General features: G+C 73.8%; 12 protein-coding genes. 3 read left to right on the forward strand and 9 right to left on the reverse strand.

What is annotated here, in order from left to right; genetic code table 11:
* Window positions 1-1,101, reverse strand: coding sequence for an alanine racemase (locus ABT369_RS32640; protein WP_350617766.1), 1,101 nt, complete (start codon window positions 1,099-1,101; stop codon window positions 1-3).
* Entirely contained in the window at window positions 1,098-1,742 is a 645-nt protein-coding gene (locus ABT369_RS32645) for a helix-turn-helix transcriptional regulator (protein ID WP_350617767.1), read from the reverse strand. Before ABT369_RS32645 ends, ABT369_RS32640 begins: the two co-directional genes overlap by 4 nt.
* A 116-nt stretch (window positions 1,743-1,858) precedes the next feature.
* Here ABT369_RS32645 and ABT369_RS32650 point away from each other — a divergent pair, with 116 nt between their 5' ends.
* Complete coding sequence (locus tag ABT369_RS32650; protein ID WP_350617768.1) at window positions 1,859-3,844, forward strand: substrate-binding domain-containing protein; 1,986 nt, start codon at window positions 1,859-1,861, stop codon at window positions 3,842-3,844.
* Here the strand turns inward: ABT369_RS32650 and ABT369_RS32655 are convergent.
* Together ABT369_RS32655 and ABT369_RS32660 are read right to left on the reverse strand one after the other, a co-directional pair.
* Window positions 3,828-4,286 (reverse strand): hypothetical protein, encoded by a 459-nt coding sequence (locus ABT369_RS32655; RefSeq protein WP_350617769.1) that lies wholly within the window; start codon window positions 4,284-4,286, stop codon window positions 3,828-3,830. The genes ABT369_RS32650 and ABT369_RS32655 overlap by 17 nt on opposite strands.
* Before the next feature lie 78 nt (window positions 4,287-4,364).
* Entirely contained in the window at window positions 4,365-6,161 is a 1,797-nt protein-coding gene (locus tag ABT369_RS32660; RefSeq protein ID WP_350617770.1) for an ABC transporter ATP-binding protein, read from the reverse strand.
* A gap of 155 nt (window positions 6,162-6,316) precedes the next feature.
* Here ABT369_RS32660 and ABT369_RS32665 point away from each other — a divergent pair, with 155 nt between their 5' ends.
* A complete protein-coding gene (locus ABT369_RS32665) occupies window positions 6,317-6,511 on the forward strand; it encodes a hypothetical protein (protein WP_350617771.1) in 195 nt (64 codons plus the stop codon).
* Complete coding sequence (locus ABT369_RS32670) at window positions 6,505-6,864, forward strand: S26 family signal peptidase (protein ID WP_350617772.1); 360 nt, start codon at window positions 6,505-6,507, stop codon at window positions 6,862-6,864. Before ABT369_RS32665 ends, ABT369_RS32670 begins: the two co-directional genes overlap by 7 nt.
* Window positions 6,865-6,910: 46 nt before the next feature.
* Here ABT369_RS32670 and ABT369_RS32675 read toward each other — a convergent pair whose 3' ends face one another.
* The 5 genes from ABT369_RS32675 to ABT369_RS32695 form a co-directional block, all read right to left on the reverse strand.
* Window positions 6,911-10,372 (reverse strand): ricin-type beta-trefoil lectin domain protein, encoded by a 3,462-nt coding sequence (locus tag ABT369_RS32675; protein WP_350617773.1) that lies wholly within the window; start codon window positions 10,370-10,372, stop codon window positions 6,911-6,913.
* Window positions 10,373-10,491: 119 nt separating this feature from the next.
* On the reverse strand, window positions 10,492-10,650 hold the full coding sequence (locus ABT369_RS32680; RefSeq protein WP_350617774.1) for a PAS domain-containing protein: 159 nt from the start codon (window positions 10,648-10,650) through the stop codon (window positions 10,492-10,494).
* Window positions 10,651-10,718: 68 nt separating this feature from the next.
* Window positions 10,719-11,516, reverse strand: coding sequence for a ricin-type beta-trefoil lectin domain protein (locus ABT369_RS32685; protein ID WP_350617775.1), 798 nt, complete (start codon window positions 11,514-11,516; stop codon window positions 10,719-10,721).
* Window positions 11,503-13,878, reverse strand: a complete 2,376-nt coding sequence (locus tag ABT369_RS32690; protein WP_350617776.1) for a right-handed parallel beta-helix repeat-containing protein — start codon at window positions 13,876-13,878, stop codon at window positions 11,503-11,505. The genes ABT369_RS32685 and ABT369_RS32690 overlap by 14 nt, the downstream gene beginning before the upstream one ends.
* A partial coding sequence (locus ABT369_RS32695; protein WP_350617777.1) for a hypothetical protein occupies window positions 13,875-17,094 on the reverse strand: 3,220 nt, incomplete at its 5' end. The genes ABT369_RS32690 and ABT369_RS32695, both read right to left, overlap by 4 nt.

Here is a 17,094-nt window from a genome sequence, read left to right on the forward strand (position 1 = left end):
TCACCATCCTCGCACTCGGGGCCACTGGGCCTGGATCGTCCGCGAGCCGGGCTCGAGGACGTGGTACCGCTCGTGCTGCGCCGCCGTCGCGCAGGCGTGGATCGGCAGGATGCGCACCCGCGCGCCGACCGGGATGCCGGGCAGCTTCGCGGCGCTGTCCGGGCGGATGGCGAGGATCCCGTGCTCCTGGCTCGCGTCGGTCATGAGCAGGTCCTCGAAGGGGTTGCCGTCGAGATCTGCGACGAGGCCGTACGCCTGGTCGACCCGCTGCCGCGCCGTGCCGCGGTCGCGCGAGGTGGCCATCCAGCCGCCGTCGGTGAGAATCCAGCCCTTGTCCGGCTGGTGGCCGATGACGGTGACGACGACGGAGAGCGCGAGATCCGCGTGGGTGCACACCCCGATGCCGGCCATCACGAGGTCGAAGAAGACGAAGTTGCCGGCCCGCACCTCGGTGACGCCGCGCAGGTCGGTCGCGAAGTGCGCGGTCGGGGTCGAGCCCACGCTCACCACGGGCGCCGCGAACCCCGCGGCCCGCAGGCGTCCGGCCGCCTCGACGGCGACCGCCCGCTCGTGCTCGGCCGCGGCCCGCAACTGCTCGTCGCCGTCGGCGAAGTAGGACTCGCCGGCGTGGGTCAGGACCCCGCGGGGCTCGCCGAGGGTCTTCGCGATGTCCAGCAGCGCCGGGTCGTCCGGCCGCACCCCGCCGCGGTGCCCGTCGCAGTCGATCTCGATCAGCGCGGGGAGCCCCGCCACGGCCGACGCCTGCTCGACGCTGTCCAGCAGCACGGTGACGTCGACCCCGCTCGCCCGCAGCGCCCGCACCCGGTCGAGCTTGTGCGGCGCGATGCCGACGGCGTAGAGGATGTCGGTGAAGCCGGCCGCGGCGAACGCCTCGGCCTCCGCGAGCGTCGACACGGTGACCGGTCCCGGCCTCCCGCCGTGCACCATGCGCGCGACCTCGACCGACTTCGCCGTTTTCACGTGCGGCCGCAACGGTACGCCGAGCCGCTCCAGATGCGTGCGCAGCCGCCGCACGTTCGCCTCGACGCGGTGCGGGTCGAGGGCCGCGAACGGGGTCTCGGGATCGTCCAATGTGGTCACTGCTGGGCCTCTCTGCGGCACTCGGCCAGATCTGCGTACACGGCGGAGCGGGACACCCCGAGCCGGTCGGCGACGCGTGGGACGGCGTTGCGCACGCGGAACACGCCCCGCTCGTCCAGCGCGCGCAGCAGGGCGATGCGCTCGCCGCGCCCGAGCCCGGCCGCGGGCCGGCCGCGCGCGAGCTCCTCCGCGCGCACGAGCGCGTCGACGACATCCTCGAAGTCGTTGGTGAACGTGGTCGCCGGGGCCTGCGGCGGCAGGACCCCGGCCAGGGCGGCCAGCAGATCCCCGGCCTGCCGCAGGGCGGTCACGTCCACGTTCACGCACAGGGCCCCGAACACGCGCCCGTCCCCGTCGCGCAACGGCATCGTCGAGGACTTCACGATCCGGCCGTCCGCGGTGCGCGAGACGTAGTTGAGGTCGTTCCCGGCCGCGTCGCCCTGGGCGAGCACGGCCAGCCCGATCTCGCTCAGCGCCCCGCCGACGGCCCGCCCGGTGACGCTCCCGGCGACGGCGACGACGGACCGCTCGCCGAGCCGGTAGTCGTGCAGCACGACCTCGCACGTCGGCCCGAACGTGGCGGCGATCCCGTCCACGACCGGCCGCAGCGCGCTCAGGATCGCGTCGGCACCCTCCGTCACGCCGCCTATAGTAAACGTCCAGTGCCTGGACAGAAAGTCCGCCGTTCACCGAACGGATTGCTGGCGTCCGGCCACCGTCCCCAGTCGATGACACTCCGCCGGTCCACCGTACGGCTGTGTCGCGATCATCACGGGGAATCGTCGTACTGCTGGCCCTGGCGCTCGCGGTTCTGGGCACGGCCCGGCCGGCCGCCGCGGCCGACTACGTGCCGATCTCGGGCGGGGGCTCGACGACGGTGTACAACGCGTTCAACCAGTGGGCCGGCAACGTCGCGCAGTACCGGCTGCATGTCAACTACCTGCGGGTGGGCGACGCGGGCGGAAGGCAGCGCTTCGCCGCGGGCGACACGGACTTCGCCGCGTCCGATGTGCCCTTCGACGCCGGCGATCCGGCCGCGGCCGCGCGCCCCTTCGCCTACATGCCCGACGTCGCCGTCGCGACCACGTTCGTCTACACCCTGCGCAACGGGTTCACGACCATCACGAACCTCCGCCTGTCCGGCGAGAACGTCGCGAAGATCTTCACCGGCCGCCTGACCGCCTGGAACGACCCGGCGATCGCGGCCGACAACCCCGGCGTGAACCTCCCGGCGATCGCGATCGTCCCGGTCGTGCACTCCGAGGGCTCCGGCCAGACCGCGGCGCTCACCCGCTGGATGGCCGCACGCCAGGGTCCGATCTGGCAGTCGTACTGCACGGAGGTCGGCCGCACCCCGTGCGACCCGACCTCGGCGTATCCCGTGCTGAACGGCTCGCGCATGGTCGCCCAGCCCGCGGACCAGGGCGTGGCCGGATACGTCTCGCTGGCCAACGGCGCTATCGGCTACACCGACGCCTCCTCCGCGCGGGCCTGGGGCCTGCCTGCGGCGAAGGTGCTCAACGAGGCCGGCTACTACACCGAGCCCACCGCCGGTCACGTCGGCGTCTCCCTGCTCGCCGCGCGGGTGGCGCCCGACGGCACCGCGGACCTCTCCGGCGTCTACACGAACCCGGACCCGCGCACGTACGAGCTGGCGTGGTACTCGTACATGCTCGTGCCGACCACCGACGCGTTCGGCTTCACCGCGGCCAAGGGCTTCACCCTGAGCCAGTTCGGCACCTACCTGCTGTGCCCGGGCCAGGGCGGCCTGAGCGCGCTCGGGCTGGCGCCGCTGCCGGTGAACCTGAGCCTGGCCGGGTACCGGCAGCTGCGCCAGGTGCCGGGTGCGCAGGTCCCGCCGACCGAGGACGGCTTCGTGCGCTCCTGCACCGCCAACCCGACGATCGCGCCCGACGGCACCGACCGGCTCGCGGCGAGCGACCCGATGCCGGCCGCGTGCGACCGCAAGGGCCAGAGCCCGTGCTTCGCCGCCATGCCCACGGAGACGGGACTGTCGGGCCCGGACCAGGTCGCGATCGGCGATGTCGTGAGCCTGCTCGCCTCGGTCAACCCGGTCGGCGTGCCGGGCACGGTCCGGTTCTTCGACCGCGAGACCCCGCTCGCCGCCCCGGTCCCCGTCTACGGGGGCTACGCCCGGCTGACGACGACCCTCGACCCCGGCCTCCACCTCGTCACGGCCCGGTACGAGCCGCCGGCGGACTACCCCTACTACCAGGCATCGACCTCGTACCCGCTCGCCATCACGGTCTCGGGCGTGCCCCCGCAGGACGAGAGCATCGTGACGAACGTCCCCCACGACGAGGGCGTCTTCACCATGACCGTGAGCGACACCCCGGTCCGGCTCACGACCGCCGCCCTGCGCCCCGACCACACCTTCGACTCGACCGGCAGCCTCGCCCCCGTGACGATCACCGACGACCGCGACCAGACCCACCCCGGCTGGAGCCTGACCGGCCAGGTGGGCGACTTCACGAGCGGCGCGAACACCTTCAGCGGCGCGTACCTGAGCTGGACCCCGGCGATCCTGACCCCGAACCGGGCCGGGGACGTGCAGCCGGGCGCCCCGAGCGCGACCCTGCGCGACGGCAGCGAGCTGGCCCACGCCCCGGCGGCGGGCGGCCTGGGCACCACGGTTCTCGGCGCCGGCCTGCACCTGCGGATCCCGTCGACGACCCAGCCCGGCGACTACTCCGCGACGCTCACCATCACCGCGATCGCCTGACGGGCGCGGCCGTCGCGCGGAACCAGGCGCTGGCCGGCGGCGTGAACATCAGCGCGCAGGCGCCGAGCACGGCGGCGACGTGGACCACGCGGCTGGCCCCGAACAGCAGGTCGACCGGGCCCGACTCGCGGATCACCGCGCCGAGCGCGTGGCCCTGGGCCAGCCAGAGCACCGGGTCCACGGTCAGCGACAAGGTGCCGAAGACGCCGAGGCCGATGGCGAGCGCCAGCCGGGCCCATCGGCGCCCGGCGGCCATCCGCAGCACGGCGAGGGCCGCGGCGGCGAAGACCAGGACCCGGACCGTCACGCCGGCGAGCGCGTCGGTGCCCGCCCGTCCGCTCGCCACCACCAGGACCGTTTCGAACACGCCGGCGCCGATCGCGACGAACCACAGCGTGCGTGCGTGCCGCACCGCGGCCGGAGAACGCTCGATGTCCCGCATACGTCGATGGTCGCGGCCCGCAAGGCCGGGCTCCATCCCGCTGCCCACCGGCCGCGCGCTGGGGCTGGCCCGACCGGGTCAGGCGACCGGCTCGGTTGCCGGGCGGTAGCCGTCGGCCTGGAGGCGGAACAGCCGCGCGTACTCGCCGCCGTGCGCGAGCAGCTGCGCGTGCCTGCCCCGCTCCGCGATCTCGCCGCCCGACAGCACCACGATGGTGTCCGCGTCGCGCAGGGCGCCCAGCCGGTGCGAGATCAGCAGGCTCGTGGCGCCGGTGCGGTGGGCCCGCAGGCCGTGGTGGATCTCGTGCTCGGCCTCGGCGTCCAGGCCCGCGCTCGGCTCGTCCAGGATCAGCAGGTCGCGGCGGTCGCGCAGGTAGGTGCGGGCCAGGGCCAGGCGCTGCCACTGGCCGCCCGACAGCAGCACGCCGTCGCCGTCCGCCTCGGCGAAGAGCTTGGACAGCATCGTGTCGTAGCCGTGCGGGAGGCCGCGCAGCACCGGGTCGATGCCGGCCCGGGCCGCGGCCGCCTCGACGTCCGCGGGCGACGGGGACGCCGTCACGTCGCCGAGGGCGATGTTCTCCGCGGCCGTCAGCTCGTAGGTCATGTAGTCCTGGAACAGCGCGCCGATCCGGGACCGCAGACCGGACAGCGAGAGCGAGCGCAGGTCCACGCCGTCCCACAGGATCGCGCCCCGCGTAGGGTCGTAGAAGCGGCACAGCAGCTTCACCATCGTGCTCTTCCCGGCGCCGTTCAGCCCGACCAGCCCCACCGCGGCACCGTGCGGGAGGACGAGGTTCACGCCGCGCAGCACCCAGTCCTGCTCGGGGGAGTAGCGGAACCACACGTCCCGGAACTCGATCGAGGACCGCAGCGGTGGTACCGCCTGAGGCTCGTCCGGCACCGCCAGGTCGGGCTCCGCGTCGAGGACGGCGCGGAAGTGGCGGTACAGCAGCAGCGCGTTGTGCACCATGGAGACGCGGCCGACCAGTGCGGCCAGGGTCGTCTGCAGGGCCGCGATCCCGGCGACCAGGGCCGAGATGTCGCCGACCGAGAAGCGCCGCAGGGACACGGCCCAGACGAGGACTGCTCCCAGTACCGCCGCCGAAACCAGGCCGAGCAGGAACTGCACGCGCAACGTCCGGGCGTCCAGGCGGCGCCGCTGTCCGTCGGCCTCGGCGAGCTCGTCCAGCATGCGCAGGCGGAACAGCTCGGACAGCCCCAGCAGCCGCACCTCCTTCGCGGCCGGGAGGCTGGTCTGCAGCTCGGCGTAGAAGAACTCGCGGCGCTCGTGCGGGCTGATGCTCCAGATCATCGCGGCCTGCGCGCGGCTCAGGCGGATCTCGGCCAGCAGCGCGGGAGCCAGGCCCAGCAGCGTGACGGCGGCGGTCGCGGGGCTGACCGCGGCCAGGACGGCGACCAGGCCGGCCACGGTGATGCCGAGCTGGACGGTGCCCAGGACGCCCTGCACGACCTGGCCGGGGCCCGAGCGGCCGGCCGACTGGGCCATCCGGAGCCGGTCGTGGAACTCGGGGTCCTCCAGCCGGGCGAGGCCGCCGAGCCGGGCCGTCGCCTGATACAGGTCCGACTGGGCACGGCGGCCGACGGCGCGGCCGACCTGGTTCTGCAGGAACGTGTGCAGCGACGGCAGGGTCGCGGCGAGCAGTCCCGCCGCGACCAGTCCGGCGATCGCGAATGTCGCGGCGTCGGCCGTACCGCCGCCGGAAATCGCATCCAGCGCGCGCTTGAGCAGCCAGACGGTGGCGACGGGCACGACCGCTCCGACCAGCGTGACGGCGGCGTCGGCGGCGAGATGGCCGGGGCCGGCGCGCACGGCCAGCCGCACCGCGTGCCCGGCGTCGAGGAAGGGCTGGCGCACGCCGCGCACGTTACCGTGATCATCCTCGATGGGACAGTTTTCACGGCTCTTTCACGGCCGAGCCGGGGTTTCGCGGCGTCGCGTTGACACGACTGCGCGTGATCGCCGACGCTCGCGATCGTCCTGCAACACCAAGATTCGAGGAAAGGACGCCCATGGTCGCACTCGTCAACCGGCTCGCCGACCGCATGCTCGCCCGGCTCGTCCCCGCCGCGCGCGCGGAGGCCGACTGCGCCTACCACCTCAGCTGCTGGTGCTCCGGCGGCCTGCACTGGTGCCAGAAGTGCATGAACGGCTGCTCCGGCGTGCCGAACCACTGCTACGCCAAATACGCGACGGGGACGTGCTGACCCGTTTTCCATGGTTCGTCGTGCGGGTCTCGGGCGGCAGCATGGCGCCCGCGCTGCACGACGGCGATCTGCTGCTCGCCCGCCGGTACCGCGGCCAGCCGCTGCGCGTCGGCGACATCGTGGTGCTGCACCGGCCCACCGGACCGGTCCGGCTGCCACCGGGCGCGGAGATCCAGGCCGGCCCGGTCGCTCCCCAGCGGCCGGGCCGGCTCGTCAAGCGCATCGCCGGGCTCGTCGGGCCCGACGCGATGATCGTGCTCGGGGACAGCCCCGGCTACGACTCCCGCCTCTTCGGCCCGGTCCCGGTCGCGACCACGATCGGCGTGATGGTCCGCAAGCTGCGCACCGCATGACACCGGGCCCCGCCGTGGCGGCGACGAGGCCCGATGCGCCTGCGGATCAGCCCAGGCGGAACTTCTGGGCCGCGGTGGTGTTGCAGTCCCAGATGCGCAGCAGGTCGCCCGCCTTCTGGTTGTTGTTCGGGTCGTCCAGGCAGCGGCCCGACGGCGGGTTGTAGAGCGTCCCGTCCGCGCGGGTGGTCCACTGCTGCGAGCCCGTGCCGTTGCAGTCCCACAGCTGCACCGCGGTGCCGTTGGCGGTGCCGCCGTTGACCACGTCGAGGCACTTGCCCAGCGTGCGCAGCGACAGGTCACCGGGGGCGGACCAGCGCTGGGCGTCGCTGCCGTTGCAGGTGTAGAGCTGCACCGCGGTGCCCGAGGCCGGCGACGCGTTGGCGACGTCGGCGCACAGGCCGCCCGGGCCGGTGACCGGGCCCGGCGGCAGCTTCCAGAGCTGGGCGCCGGAGCCGTTGCAGGTGTACATCTGCAGCTGCACCGCCCCCGGCGTGGTGTTCGAGTTCGGCACGTCGAGGCACTGCCCGCCGTTGGTCAGCGCGCCGTTGGACTGGTGCGACCACTGCTGCGCGGCCGCGCCCGAGCACGTGCTGATCGTGACCCCGGCCCCGGCGGTGAGGCACTTGCCGAGCACCCGCACGGTGTTGTCGGCGCCGTAGGCGAACGTCTGGGCCGCGGTGTGGTTGCAGCCGTACAGCTGCATCGCCGTGCCGTCCGTCGCCGTGCCGCCCCGCACGTCCAGGCACAGGCCGCCGGCGCCGAGGATCTCGCCCGCGGTGGGGTTGGCGGTGGCCGAGCCGGACAGCGAGACGGTGTGCTGGGCGTTGAGCGCCAGCGCGGCCGTCGTGACCGTCACCGTGCGCTGGTTGGCGTTCCAGGACCACGCCGTCTCCGGGACCTGCACCCCGTCCACGCTCACGGCGGTGGGCGCGTTCGAGTTCGACAGGCGCAAGGTGTACTGCCGGGACGCCGGCGCCCCCGTGAAGGAGCCGGTCTGCGCGCCGACGGTGAGCGTGCGCGACGCCTCGCTCCAGGTCAGCGGGGCGCTGGTCGAGGCCGTCGGGGTGCCCTCGCCCGCGTCGGAGTAGAGCGAGAAGGTCCCGTCGGCCCCCGCGGCCACGTTCACGGTCAGCTGGGTCAGCGGCCGCTGCCCCGCGTTGTCCACGTAGTCGGTGCGGGTCGGCAGGATGCCGCCCGACTTGATGAGCACCGGCATCTGCGACAGCGGCGCGGAGACGGTCACCGTGGACGGTCCACTGTAGACCTGGCCGGTGAAGTAGTCGGTCCACGTGCCCGGCGGCACCCACATCGAGCGGGAGCCGGAGCTGCTCACGATCGGCGCGACGAGGACGTTGTCGCCGTAGAGGTACTCGGTCGGGTTCGTGTACGCCTCGTTGCTGGCCGGGTAGTTGAGGTACAGCGGGCGCGTGATCGGCACCCCGGTGGTGTTCGCCTGCTGGGCCAGGGTGTAGGTGTAGGGCACCAGCGCCTCCCGCAGCCGCAGGAAGCTCTCCGCGCTGGCCTGGGCCGCGCCCGTGTAGTTCCACGGCAGCCGGTCGCCGTGGTCGGAGTGCAACCGGTCGACCGGCTGGAAGGTACCCAGCTGGACCCACCGCGCGTAGAGGTCGTCGGCGAGGTGCCCGCCGTGGAAGCTGCCGATGTCGTGGCTGACGTTGGAGAAGCCGGCGGCCGCCTCGTCCGGGGTGAACCGGGCCTCGAACGCCAGCATGTCCCACGAGGCCGGGGTGTCGCCGGTGAACTGCATCGTGTTGCGCCGCTCGGCCCACGGCCCGACCGCGAAGCTGGAGTCGTCGTTGCCGTACTCCGCGCCGCCGATGCGCCCGAAGGAGAACCCGCGCAGCCCCCGGGCCGCCGCGGCGTCCGCGTAGGCCTGGTTGATCCAGGGGTCGGCCGCGACGTGCGGGTCGGACGCGATCGAGGCGCCGCAGCTGGTGCAGTAGTCCAGCCACCACGTGCGCACGCCCTGCTGCTCGATCGGCTTGTGCAGGTTCAGGTACGCGCTGAGGTGCCCCGGCTTCGACCAGTCGAAGACGTAGTTGCCGCCGTCGGGGATCAGCCCGCCCGCGGTGCTGTTGGCCGCGGCGAACTTCGGGTCGTTGCCCGCGATGCTCGTGTGGACGTTCAGCGAGACGTCGAGGCCCTGCTGCTTCGTCCAGTTCAGGAAGCCCTGCGGGTCCGGGAACAGCGACGCGTTCCAGTTCCAGCCGTTCCACTGGCTCGGCGACTTCCAGTCGGTGTCGACGACGAGCCAGTCGATCGGGGTGAACGTGCCGCGGAAGGTCGGCAACAACGTGTTCTGGTAGTCGGCGGTGCTGTAGGCGAAGTAGCGGGAGTACCAGACGCCGTACGCGGACTGGGGCAGCAGCGCGGAGCCGCCGGTGAGCGCGTTGAGGTCGCTCAGGCCCTGTTTGTAGTTCTGCCCGTAGCCGAAGAAGTAGCCGTCCTGGTACGGCTGGCTGCCGTGCCCGGGCCGGTCGGTGAGGACGTGCGCGGCGCTGAGCAGGGCGGTCCGGGAGTCGTCGAGCAGGTACCAGCCGGATCGGGCGAGGATGCCCGGGTGCTCGGGGACCGGGAGCACCCTGGGGTTGTCCAGCGAGCGCGACCAGCCGCCGAGGGCGTCCTTCGGCCCGGCCCCGTAGGCGGTGGTGAGCAGCGCCGTGGAGGCGGCCGGGAACGTCGTGGTGGCCGTGGGCGTCAGCGCGATGCTGTCGATGTTCACGTGCCCGGAGTCGGACGCGTTCTGCGCCACGGTGATCGTGCTCGTGCCGGCGGGCAGGCTCACGGTCGTCGACGCGGTGCCCCAGGTGTCCCAGCTGGCGGTCGCGGGCAGGCTCAGCTGCGGCCCGGCCGTCGTGCCGACCCTGGTCGACAGCGTGCGCGTGGTGCTCTGCCCGTCGCCGCCGGTCGCGTTGGCGTAGCGCACCTGGAGCCGGTAGCTGCCGGCCGCGGGCACGCCGCTGACGTCGACCGCGATCCCGGAGCCGGTGGACTCGATCCCGGCCGCGAACGCCGAGCCCGTGTAGCCGGTGTGGTCGTAGGCGGGCGTCGCGCGCCCGGTGAGCAGCGCGTTCTCGGCCTCGCACGCGGTGTTGTACGCGCAGTAGGAGGGGAACGCGGGCTGGGCGGTCACGCCGGTGGACAGCGCGATCGAGGTGTTCGCGGCGGTGAAGGCGCCGCTGCCCTGCTTGTAGCGCAGGGTCAGCGCGCTCGTGCGGATCTCGCGGTACCCGTCCGACGTGGCGGTGGTCGTGTACGACGGCACCGGGAGGTTCCGGTTGACCGCGTTGAGCGTGGTGCCGTCCTGGAAGGCGCCGTCGCCGGCGTATTCGAGGCGGATGAGGGTCGGGGTGAGCACCTCGAAGCGGGCGTTGCCGTCGGTGACGACGTTCGTGGCGGCCTGGGCGGGCGCGGCCGGGGCGAGCGGGACGAGTGCCCCGGCAAGCAGCGCGAGCGCGGCGGCTCGGGGGAGGAGGCGGCGGTTGGGCACAGATACCTCACAGGGCAGCACTGAGCGGATGCTGTCCCTCACTCCACTGCGTTGTAACTAACGTTGTCAATACGTGTTATGGGAAATGTTGACAGAACGCCCTCGCGTGTTGCCTCTGCCTACTCGCGGGCCTCGGTGACGTCGGAGGCGGTGCCGATCCACTCCTCGATCCGGCCGTCCTCGTCGAGCAGCGGCACCGCGCGCGACAGCGTCCAGCCCAGCGTGCCGTCGGGCCGGCGGACGCGGTGCTGGAGCTGGAAGACGACGTCAACGCTCACGCACCTCAGTCTTCCACTTCGCCGCCGGATCCGGGCGGCGGCCGCTCAGCCGCACCGGTCCTGAGCGCTCACCGCCAGTACCACTTCTGGTTGCTCTTGCCGTTGCACGGCCACAGCTTCACGGCGCTGCCCGGCGCGGTGTTCTCCCCGAACACGTCCGCGCACTTGTTGGCCTGCGTGTCCACCAGGTCGTTGGAGCCGTTCAGGCGCCACTGCTGGGCCTGGTTGCCGTTGCACTTTGCCACCTGAATCGTGGTGTAGTCGTCGGTCGAGGCCCAGGCGGCGTCCATGCACAGCCCGACCGAGCGGATCGTGCCGTCCGGCGCGGTCTCCCAGTGCTGCACCGCCGAGCCGTCGCACCGCGCGATCGTCAGCGCCGCGCCGTCCTTGCCCGAGTTCGCGCTCAGGCACAGGCCGGACTGCACGCCGACGATCGCGCGGCCCGGGATCGTCGGCGCGGCGGCGGTCGTGGCGACCGCGGGCGGCTTGACCCCCGCGGCGCCGGCCGTGTTCGTCGGGGCGGCCTTGGCCGGGGTGCCACCCGTCGACTTCGGCTGCTGCGTGGTCGCCGCGGGCTGCCCGGCGGCCGACTTCACGGGCGCGGCGGACGGGGCCGGCGAGCCCGGGGCCACGCTCGGGGACGCCTGCGACTCGGTGACCGCCGCGGGGAAGGCATACTGCGGGTCCGCGACCTGCGGACGGTCCGGCGAGGGCCAGCGCAGCTGCAGCGGTACCACCACCAGCACCGCCAGCGTCGCCAGCCCCCCGGCGGCGATCCACACCCGCCGGTCCGGCAGCAGCCCGCGGGCCGCGGTCGCGGGCTTGCGCGCGTAGGCGGCCGCGAAGGATTCCTCAGACTGGGGCACGGTCGCTCCTCACAGAAGGCAGGTCCTCGGGCCGCAGCAGCACGAGGTCGTCGGGGCCGGCGCCGTCGAGCTCGGCGACGCGCTGCGCCTGCCGCTCGGTCAGCTCCTGGAACACCTGGCGTGCGAGGCGGCCGTTGCCGAATCCCTCGCCGCGCGGCAACGCGTCGAAGTAGGCGGCGAGCCCCTCCGCCGCGGGGCCGGTCAGCTCGTAGCGGTGCTCGCCGGCCTGGTGCTCGACGATCGCCACCAGCTGGGTGGTGTCGTAGTCGTCGAAGTGCAGCGTGCGGGTGAACCGGGAGGCGAGGCCCGGGTTCGCGCCGACGAACCGGGTCATCTCGTCCGGGTAGCCGGCGACGATCACCACCACGTCGTCGCGGTGGTCCTCCATCATCTTCACGAGCGTCGCGATCGCCTCGTGGCCGAAGTCGTCGCCGAAGCGGGGGACGAGGGAGTACGCCTCGTCGATGAACAGCACCCCGCCGAGCGCCCGGGTGACGGCGGCGGCGGTCTTCGGGCCCGTGTGCCCGACGTACTCGCCGACGAGCGCCGAGCGGTCCACCTCCACGAGATGCCCCCGGCGCAGCAGGCCCAGCGCCTTGAGCAGCCGGCCGTAGAGGCGCGCCACGGTCGTCTTGCCGGTGCCGGGGTTGCCGGCGAACACGAGGTGGCGGCTCAGCGGCGGCGCCGGCAGCCCGGCCTCCTGGCGCATCCGCACCGTCTGCATGAGCTTCACCAGCGTGTGCACGTCGCGCTTGACCCGGTCGAGGCCGACCAGGACGCCGAGCTCGCCGAGCAGGTCGTCGAGGCTCTCCTCGGCCGGGTCCGGGTCGGACTCGGCGACCGGCCGCTCCGGCGCGCCGGCGGCCTTGGCCAGCGGCACGGCGTCCGGCCGCTCGTCGAACGTCGCCGTGGCGCGCTCGCCCACGTGGATGGCGGTGAAGCCGGGCTCGGTGATGCGGCAGTCCTCATAGGTGCCCCCGGCGTCGTCGGCGACGTAGAGCCCGTTCTTGGCCACGCCGTGCACCCGCAGCCCCGACACCGCCGGCTTCGCGCCCGTCCACACCACCAGGCCGGAGCCGCCGCCCCCGGTGACCGTGGCGCCGTCGATGCGCACCTCGGCCGGGCTGTCCACGACGATCCCGGCGGCGCCCGCGTCGCGGACCGCGACCTCGGCCAGGGTGGCCGCGCCGGCCCCGGTGACCTCGAAGCCGACCCGGGCCGGGCGCACCACCGTGCAGTTGCGCACGGTCGCGGCCGCGGCCGAGGCGAGCCGCAGCCCGATGTCGGCGCCGTCGACCCGGCAGCCGTCGGCGCTCAGCCGCGCCTTGCCGGTCGCGTGCACCCCGCTCATGGCCAGGTCCGACAGGTCGCAGCCGGACAGCTCGACGGCGGCGTCGTCGGCCGCGTGCACGCCGTGCTCGGCCCCGCGCACCACCCGGCACCGCTCCAGCCGCAGCCGGGCCGCACCGGCGCCGTGGACCGCGCCGAAGGCGGAGCCGACGAGATGGCAGCCGGTCAGCAGAGCCTTCGCCGAGCCGGTGACGAGCAGCGCGTTGGCCCCGGCGTCGCGCACGGTGCAGTCCTCGGCGACGAGCTCGCCGTCGTCGGCGACGACCAGGCCGCTCGCGCCCGGGCCGGTGATCCGGCACTCGGTGAGCCTCGCCCGGGCGGCCCCGTTGACCTGCACGGCCGCGGAGCCGGCGGCGGCGATGCTGCTCTGCTCGGCCAGCGCGGTCGCGGCGTCCTCCAGCAGCAGCCCGGTGCGCCCGGCCCGGTCGATGCGGCAGTCGGCGAGGGTCAGCCGGGCGGTGCCGCGCAGCCGGATCGCGGAGCCCTCGGTGCCGTGCAGCCGCAGCCGGGTCGCCGCGAACTGCGCGTCGCCGGAGAGCACGACCCCCGCGCCGTCGCCGATGCGCACGTCGGTGGCCTCGGCCCGGGCCGGCCCGACCAGGTGCAGCGCGGCGCCCGCGGCCCCCTCGATCGCCCCGCCGGTGAGGGCCAGCGCGGCCGGCCCCCGGGCCTCGACGCGCCCCTGGCGGACGCGGACGTCCTCCAGCACCAGCCCGCCGCTGTCCACGACGGACACCAGCGGCCGGGACGGGTCGGTGCCGGTGATCGCGAACCCGTGCACCGCGCAGTCCCCGGCCGCCACCGTCAGGGCCGGCTCGGTGCCGGCCGGGACCAGCTCGACGCTGCCGGTCCCGGCCTCGGGGCGCAGCGTCACCGGCCGGTCCAGCCGCAGCGTCTCGGCGTAGCGGCCCGGGGCCACGGCGACGGTGTCACCGGGCGCGGCCGCCCGCACGGCCGTGGCCAGGTCGGGATGGGCTCCGCGGCGGCCGGGGGCCACCAGATGTACCGTCACGGCCATCCTCCGGGCTGGTAGTACCACGGGTTGACGCTGGGCCGGAACGCCTTGAGCAGCTCCGAGGTGACGACCTTCTCGACGATCTTCCAGGGCAGCTGGAAGCCGAACTCGGCCAGGCCCTGCCGGTGGAACGCCCGCCCGCCCAGCCCCGCGTTGAACAGCGTCTTGCCGATCGTGGTGGTGACCGCGCCGGTGATGCCCGACGCGGCCGCGAGCAGCCCGTCGAACGCGGCCGCGCCGCCGGAGAGATAGATCGTGTCTCCGTTGGCGTTGGTGATGCCGAAGACCGAGGCGTTCATGGCGCCGTTGACGAAGCCGGTGAGCCCGGCGACCGGGACGTTGAACGCGAAGTCATAGGTGCCGCCCCGCCAGCGGGTCGCCGTCTCGTTGCCGGCCCACTCGTTGCTCCAGTGCTTGTCGTGGTTGAGCGGCTTGCGGAACCAGGCCTTGCCGCCGTCGATGTTCGCCAGGCCGGCCTTGAGGTCGGCGGTGCGCTGCATCGGCCCGAACCGGTTCTCGTGCATCACCGAGCCGACGGCGCTCTTGACCGCCGAGCCCACGGCCGCGTTCGCGAACGCCTTGAGCGCGTCCTGGCCGTTGAACTGCTTGCCCGCGATGGCGTCGACGATCGCGTTGACCACCAGGTTGGCCGCGAACTCGAGCAGGAACTCCTGGGCGAACTCCAGCGCGATCTTCTGCGCGGCGTGCTGCCAGTACGGCTTGTACAGCGCCTCGTTGAGGTTGCCGACGTGCAGCTCGCCGCCCCAGGCCATCCGGTTGCTCTCGCGGATGCGCCGGTTCCAGCCCCGCACCTCCGACGCCCAGCCGCGGTAGTCCAGCTCCCGCCCGGCGAGGTCGAGGCCGCGCCCTACGCCGGGCACGTGCACCCAGCCGGCGTCGTCGCGCCTGGCCACGATGGTGCCGGCCGCGTCGTACTGCCGCCACTGCCCCCGCCACGCGTCCTTCTCGATGAAGCCGACCCCGGGCAGCGGCTTGCGCTCCCGGACGACGGCGCCCATGTCGAACTCCTTCCACACGCCCAGGTCGCCGCCCCGGTACTCGCGCACCCTCAGCACATCCGCGGCGGGAACGTCACGGACCAGGGTCGGGCCGGTCAGGTCCCGGAACCTCGTGGCGCCCGGCGACCACTCCGCGTGCCAGGCCCGGCCGTTCCACCACTCGCGGCCGGCCCCGAGCGGCGCGGTGACGTTGCCGTGGCGGTCCACCCGGTGCCAGTGCCAGGTGTGGCCGCCCGCCGCGTTGTCGACCCGCCACGCGTCGACGTACGCGCCGCCGTCGAGCATCCGCCGCTCCCGCACCAGCACGTTGACGCCGTTGACCCGCTGGAAGTCGCGGAACGAGTCGTCGAACGTGGTGTGCGGGCCGTTGAAGTTGCGGCCCCAGTCGCGGGTGCCGCTGTTCGTGCCGTCGGTCCACGTCCAGCGTCGCGTCGTCGCCCCGCCCGTCGCCTCCACGTGCACGGTCCCGCCGCCGGGGGCCATCGTGGGGAACTCGTCGGAGCGGCCGACCACGACGCCGTGGATGTCGCGCTGCACCCACGGCCGGCCCACGCCCTCGAACGCGTCGATCCGCGACGCGAAGGCGCCGTTGGCCCCACCCGCGGCGGGCGGGCGCTGGAACTCGCGGATCGAGCCGTCCGCGTAGCCGGCCCGGGCGACCCGGTAGTTGTTGTTGAAGGCGTACCAGTCGCCGGCCGTGACGAAGCGGTCCTCCCACACCCGGCCGTCCGCGTGGACGCCGCGGCCGAAGGACACCCGGTAGCCGCTGAGGTTGCCGGCCCCCTCGGACCACGGGACGTGCAACGGGTTGCGGGCCGCGCCGGCGGGGAGCGGGACGACGTCGTGCCCGACGGTGAGCGTGTTGCCGTGCTCCAACTTGCCGGTGTACCGCACGAAGCGCCCGTCCCGCCCGACGTCGTACGCGGCCTCGCTCATCGACACGAACCGGAACCCGTCGGTGCGCACGGCGCCCGGGTCCATGCGCGTCCACGTGAACACCTGGAACTTGGTGTCGGTGCGCAGGAACTGGTTCTCGTGCAGCCGGAACACGCCGCCCGGGACGCCCGCGAGGAACCGGCGCGCCCAGTGCGGCGGGCGCTGCTCGGACCAGCGGGCCGTCTCCAGCGTCGAGCCGTTCGGCAGGTTCTGCAGCTTCCCGGCGTCCTTGCCGTGCGGGGAGTGCGACTTCCACGTCGCCGCCGGGGCCCCGCCCGCGAGGTCGTACTCCTTGTACATCCCCGCGTTGTCCGGCCCGTGCCACGGCCCGTGCTGCCGCTGGGCGATCGCCCCCGGCGCGCCCCCGGCCCCGGGCGTCATCCGGTCGGTCCACCCGCCGTCGTGGTCCACGGTCCGCACGCCGCTGCCGAGCTCGGCGCCGTTGCGGTCCACCCGCGTCCAGCGCCACTGGCCGAGCGCGTCGCGGGTCGCGATGACCTCGCCGCCACCGAGGCTCTGCCGGATCGCGTGCGACGGGGTGCCGGTGTGGCTCACGTCCCGCCACGACACCGCCGAGTTGTCGAAGCGCCGCACGCCGTGGTCGACGAGCGTCCCGGTCTGGTCGAACTTGGCCCACTGGGGCCGCTGCCCGCCGCGCAGGTCGTTGCCGACGGTGCGGAACACGTCGAGGGTCTGGTTCGCGCCCGGCACCGGACGGCGGTGGAACATCTCCGCCCCGGTGTCGGTGAGCAGCTTCACGCGACCGTTGACGGCGCCGGCGAAGTCGGCCGTACCGCGCTGGAACGGCCCCGGATTGACCACCGGCGCCCCGTTCTCGTGCAGCCGCCAGGTCCCGTTCGGCACGTCGGCGACGAACTGCCGGACGGTCGGCCGCCCGTCGCGCAGCACGTTGAACGACTGCGCGGTGACCCCGCCGTCGGGGTTGTGGACGCGGTACTCCCCGTTGTGCAGCCCGCGCGTGTCGGTGACCCGGAAGTCGTTGCCGGCCAGCCGCTGCACCCGCAGGTGCGGGATCTGCGCCCCGGTGACCGCGTGCTCGGCGTGCCAGCCGCCACCGACCGGGTTGACGAGGAAGTGCTCGACGTTGCCGGCGAGGTTGTCGGCCCGGACCCCGACGTGCGTGAGGGTGCCGTTGATGTCGAACCGCTCGAAGTGCGCGGCGTTCGTGAGGTTGTCGACCTGGAAGCCGCCGCCGGCGTGGGGGTTGGCCTGGAAGCCGGCGGGGACTTCGAGGTGC

It is taken from the genome of Dactylosporangium sp. NPDC000244 (genome assembly GCF_040300725.1).
GTDB lineage: Bacteria > Actinomycetota > Actinomycetes > Mycobacteriales > Micromonosporaceae > Dactylosporangium.

Coding starts and splice junctions, on each gene's coding strand:
- ABT369_RS32665 (WP_350617771.1), top strand. CDS start 6,317: ATGGTCGCACTCGTCAACCGGCTCGCCGACCGCATGCTCGCCCGGCTC.
- ABT369_RS32655 (WP_350617769.1), bottom strand. CDS start 4,286: ATGCGGGACATCGAGCGTTCTCCGGCCGCGGTGCGGCACGCACGCACG.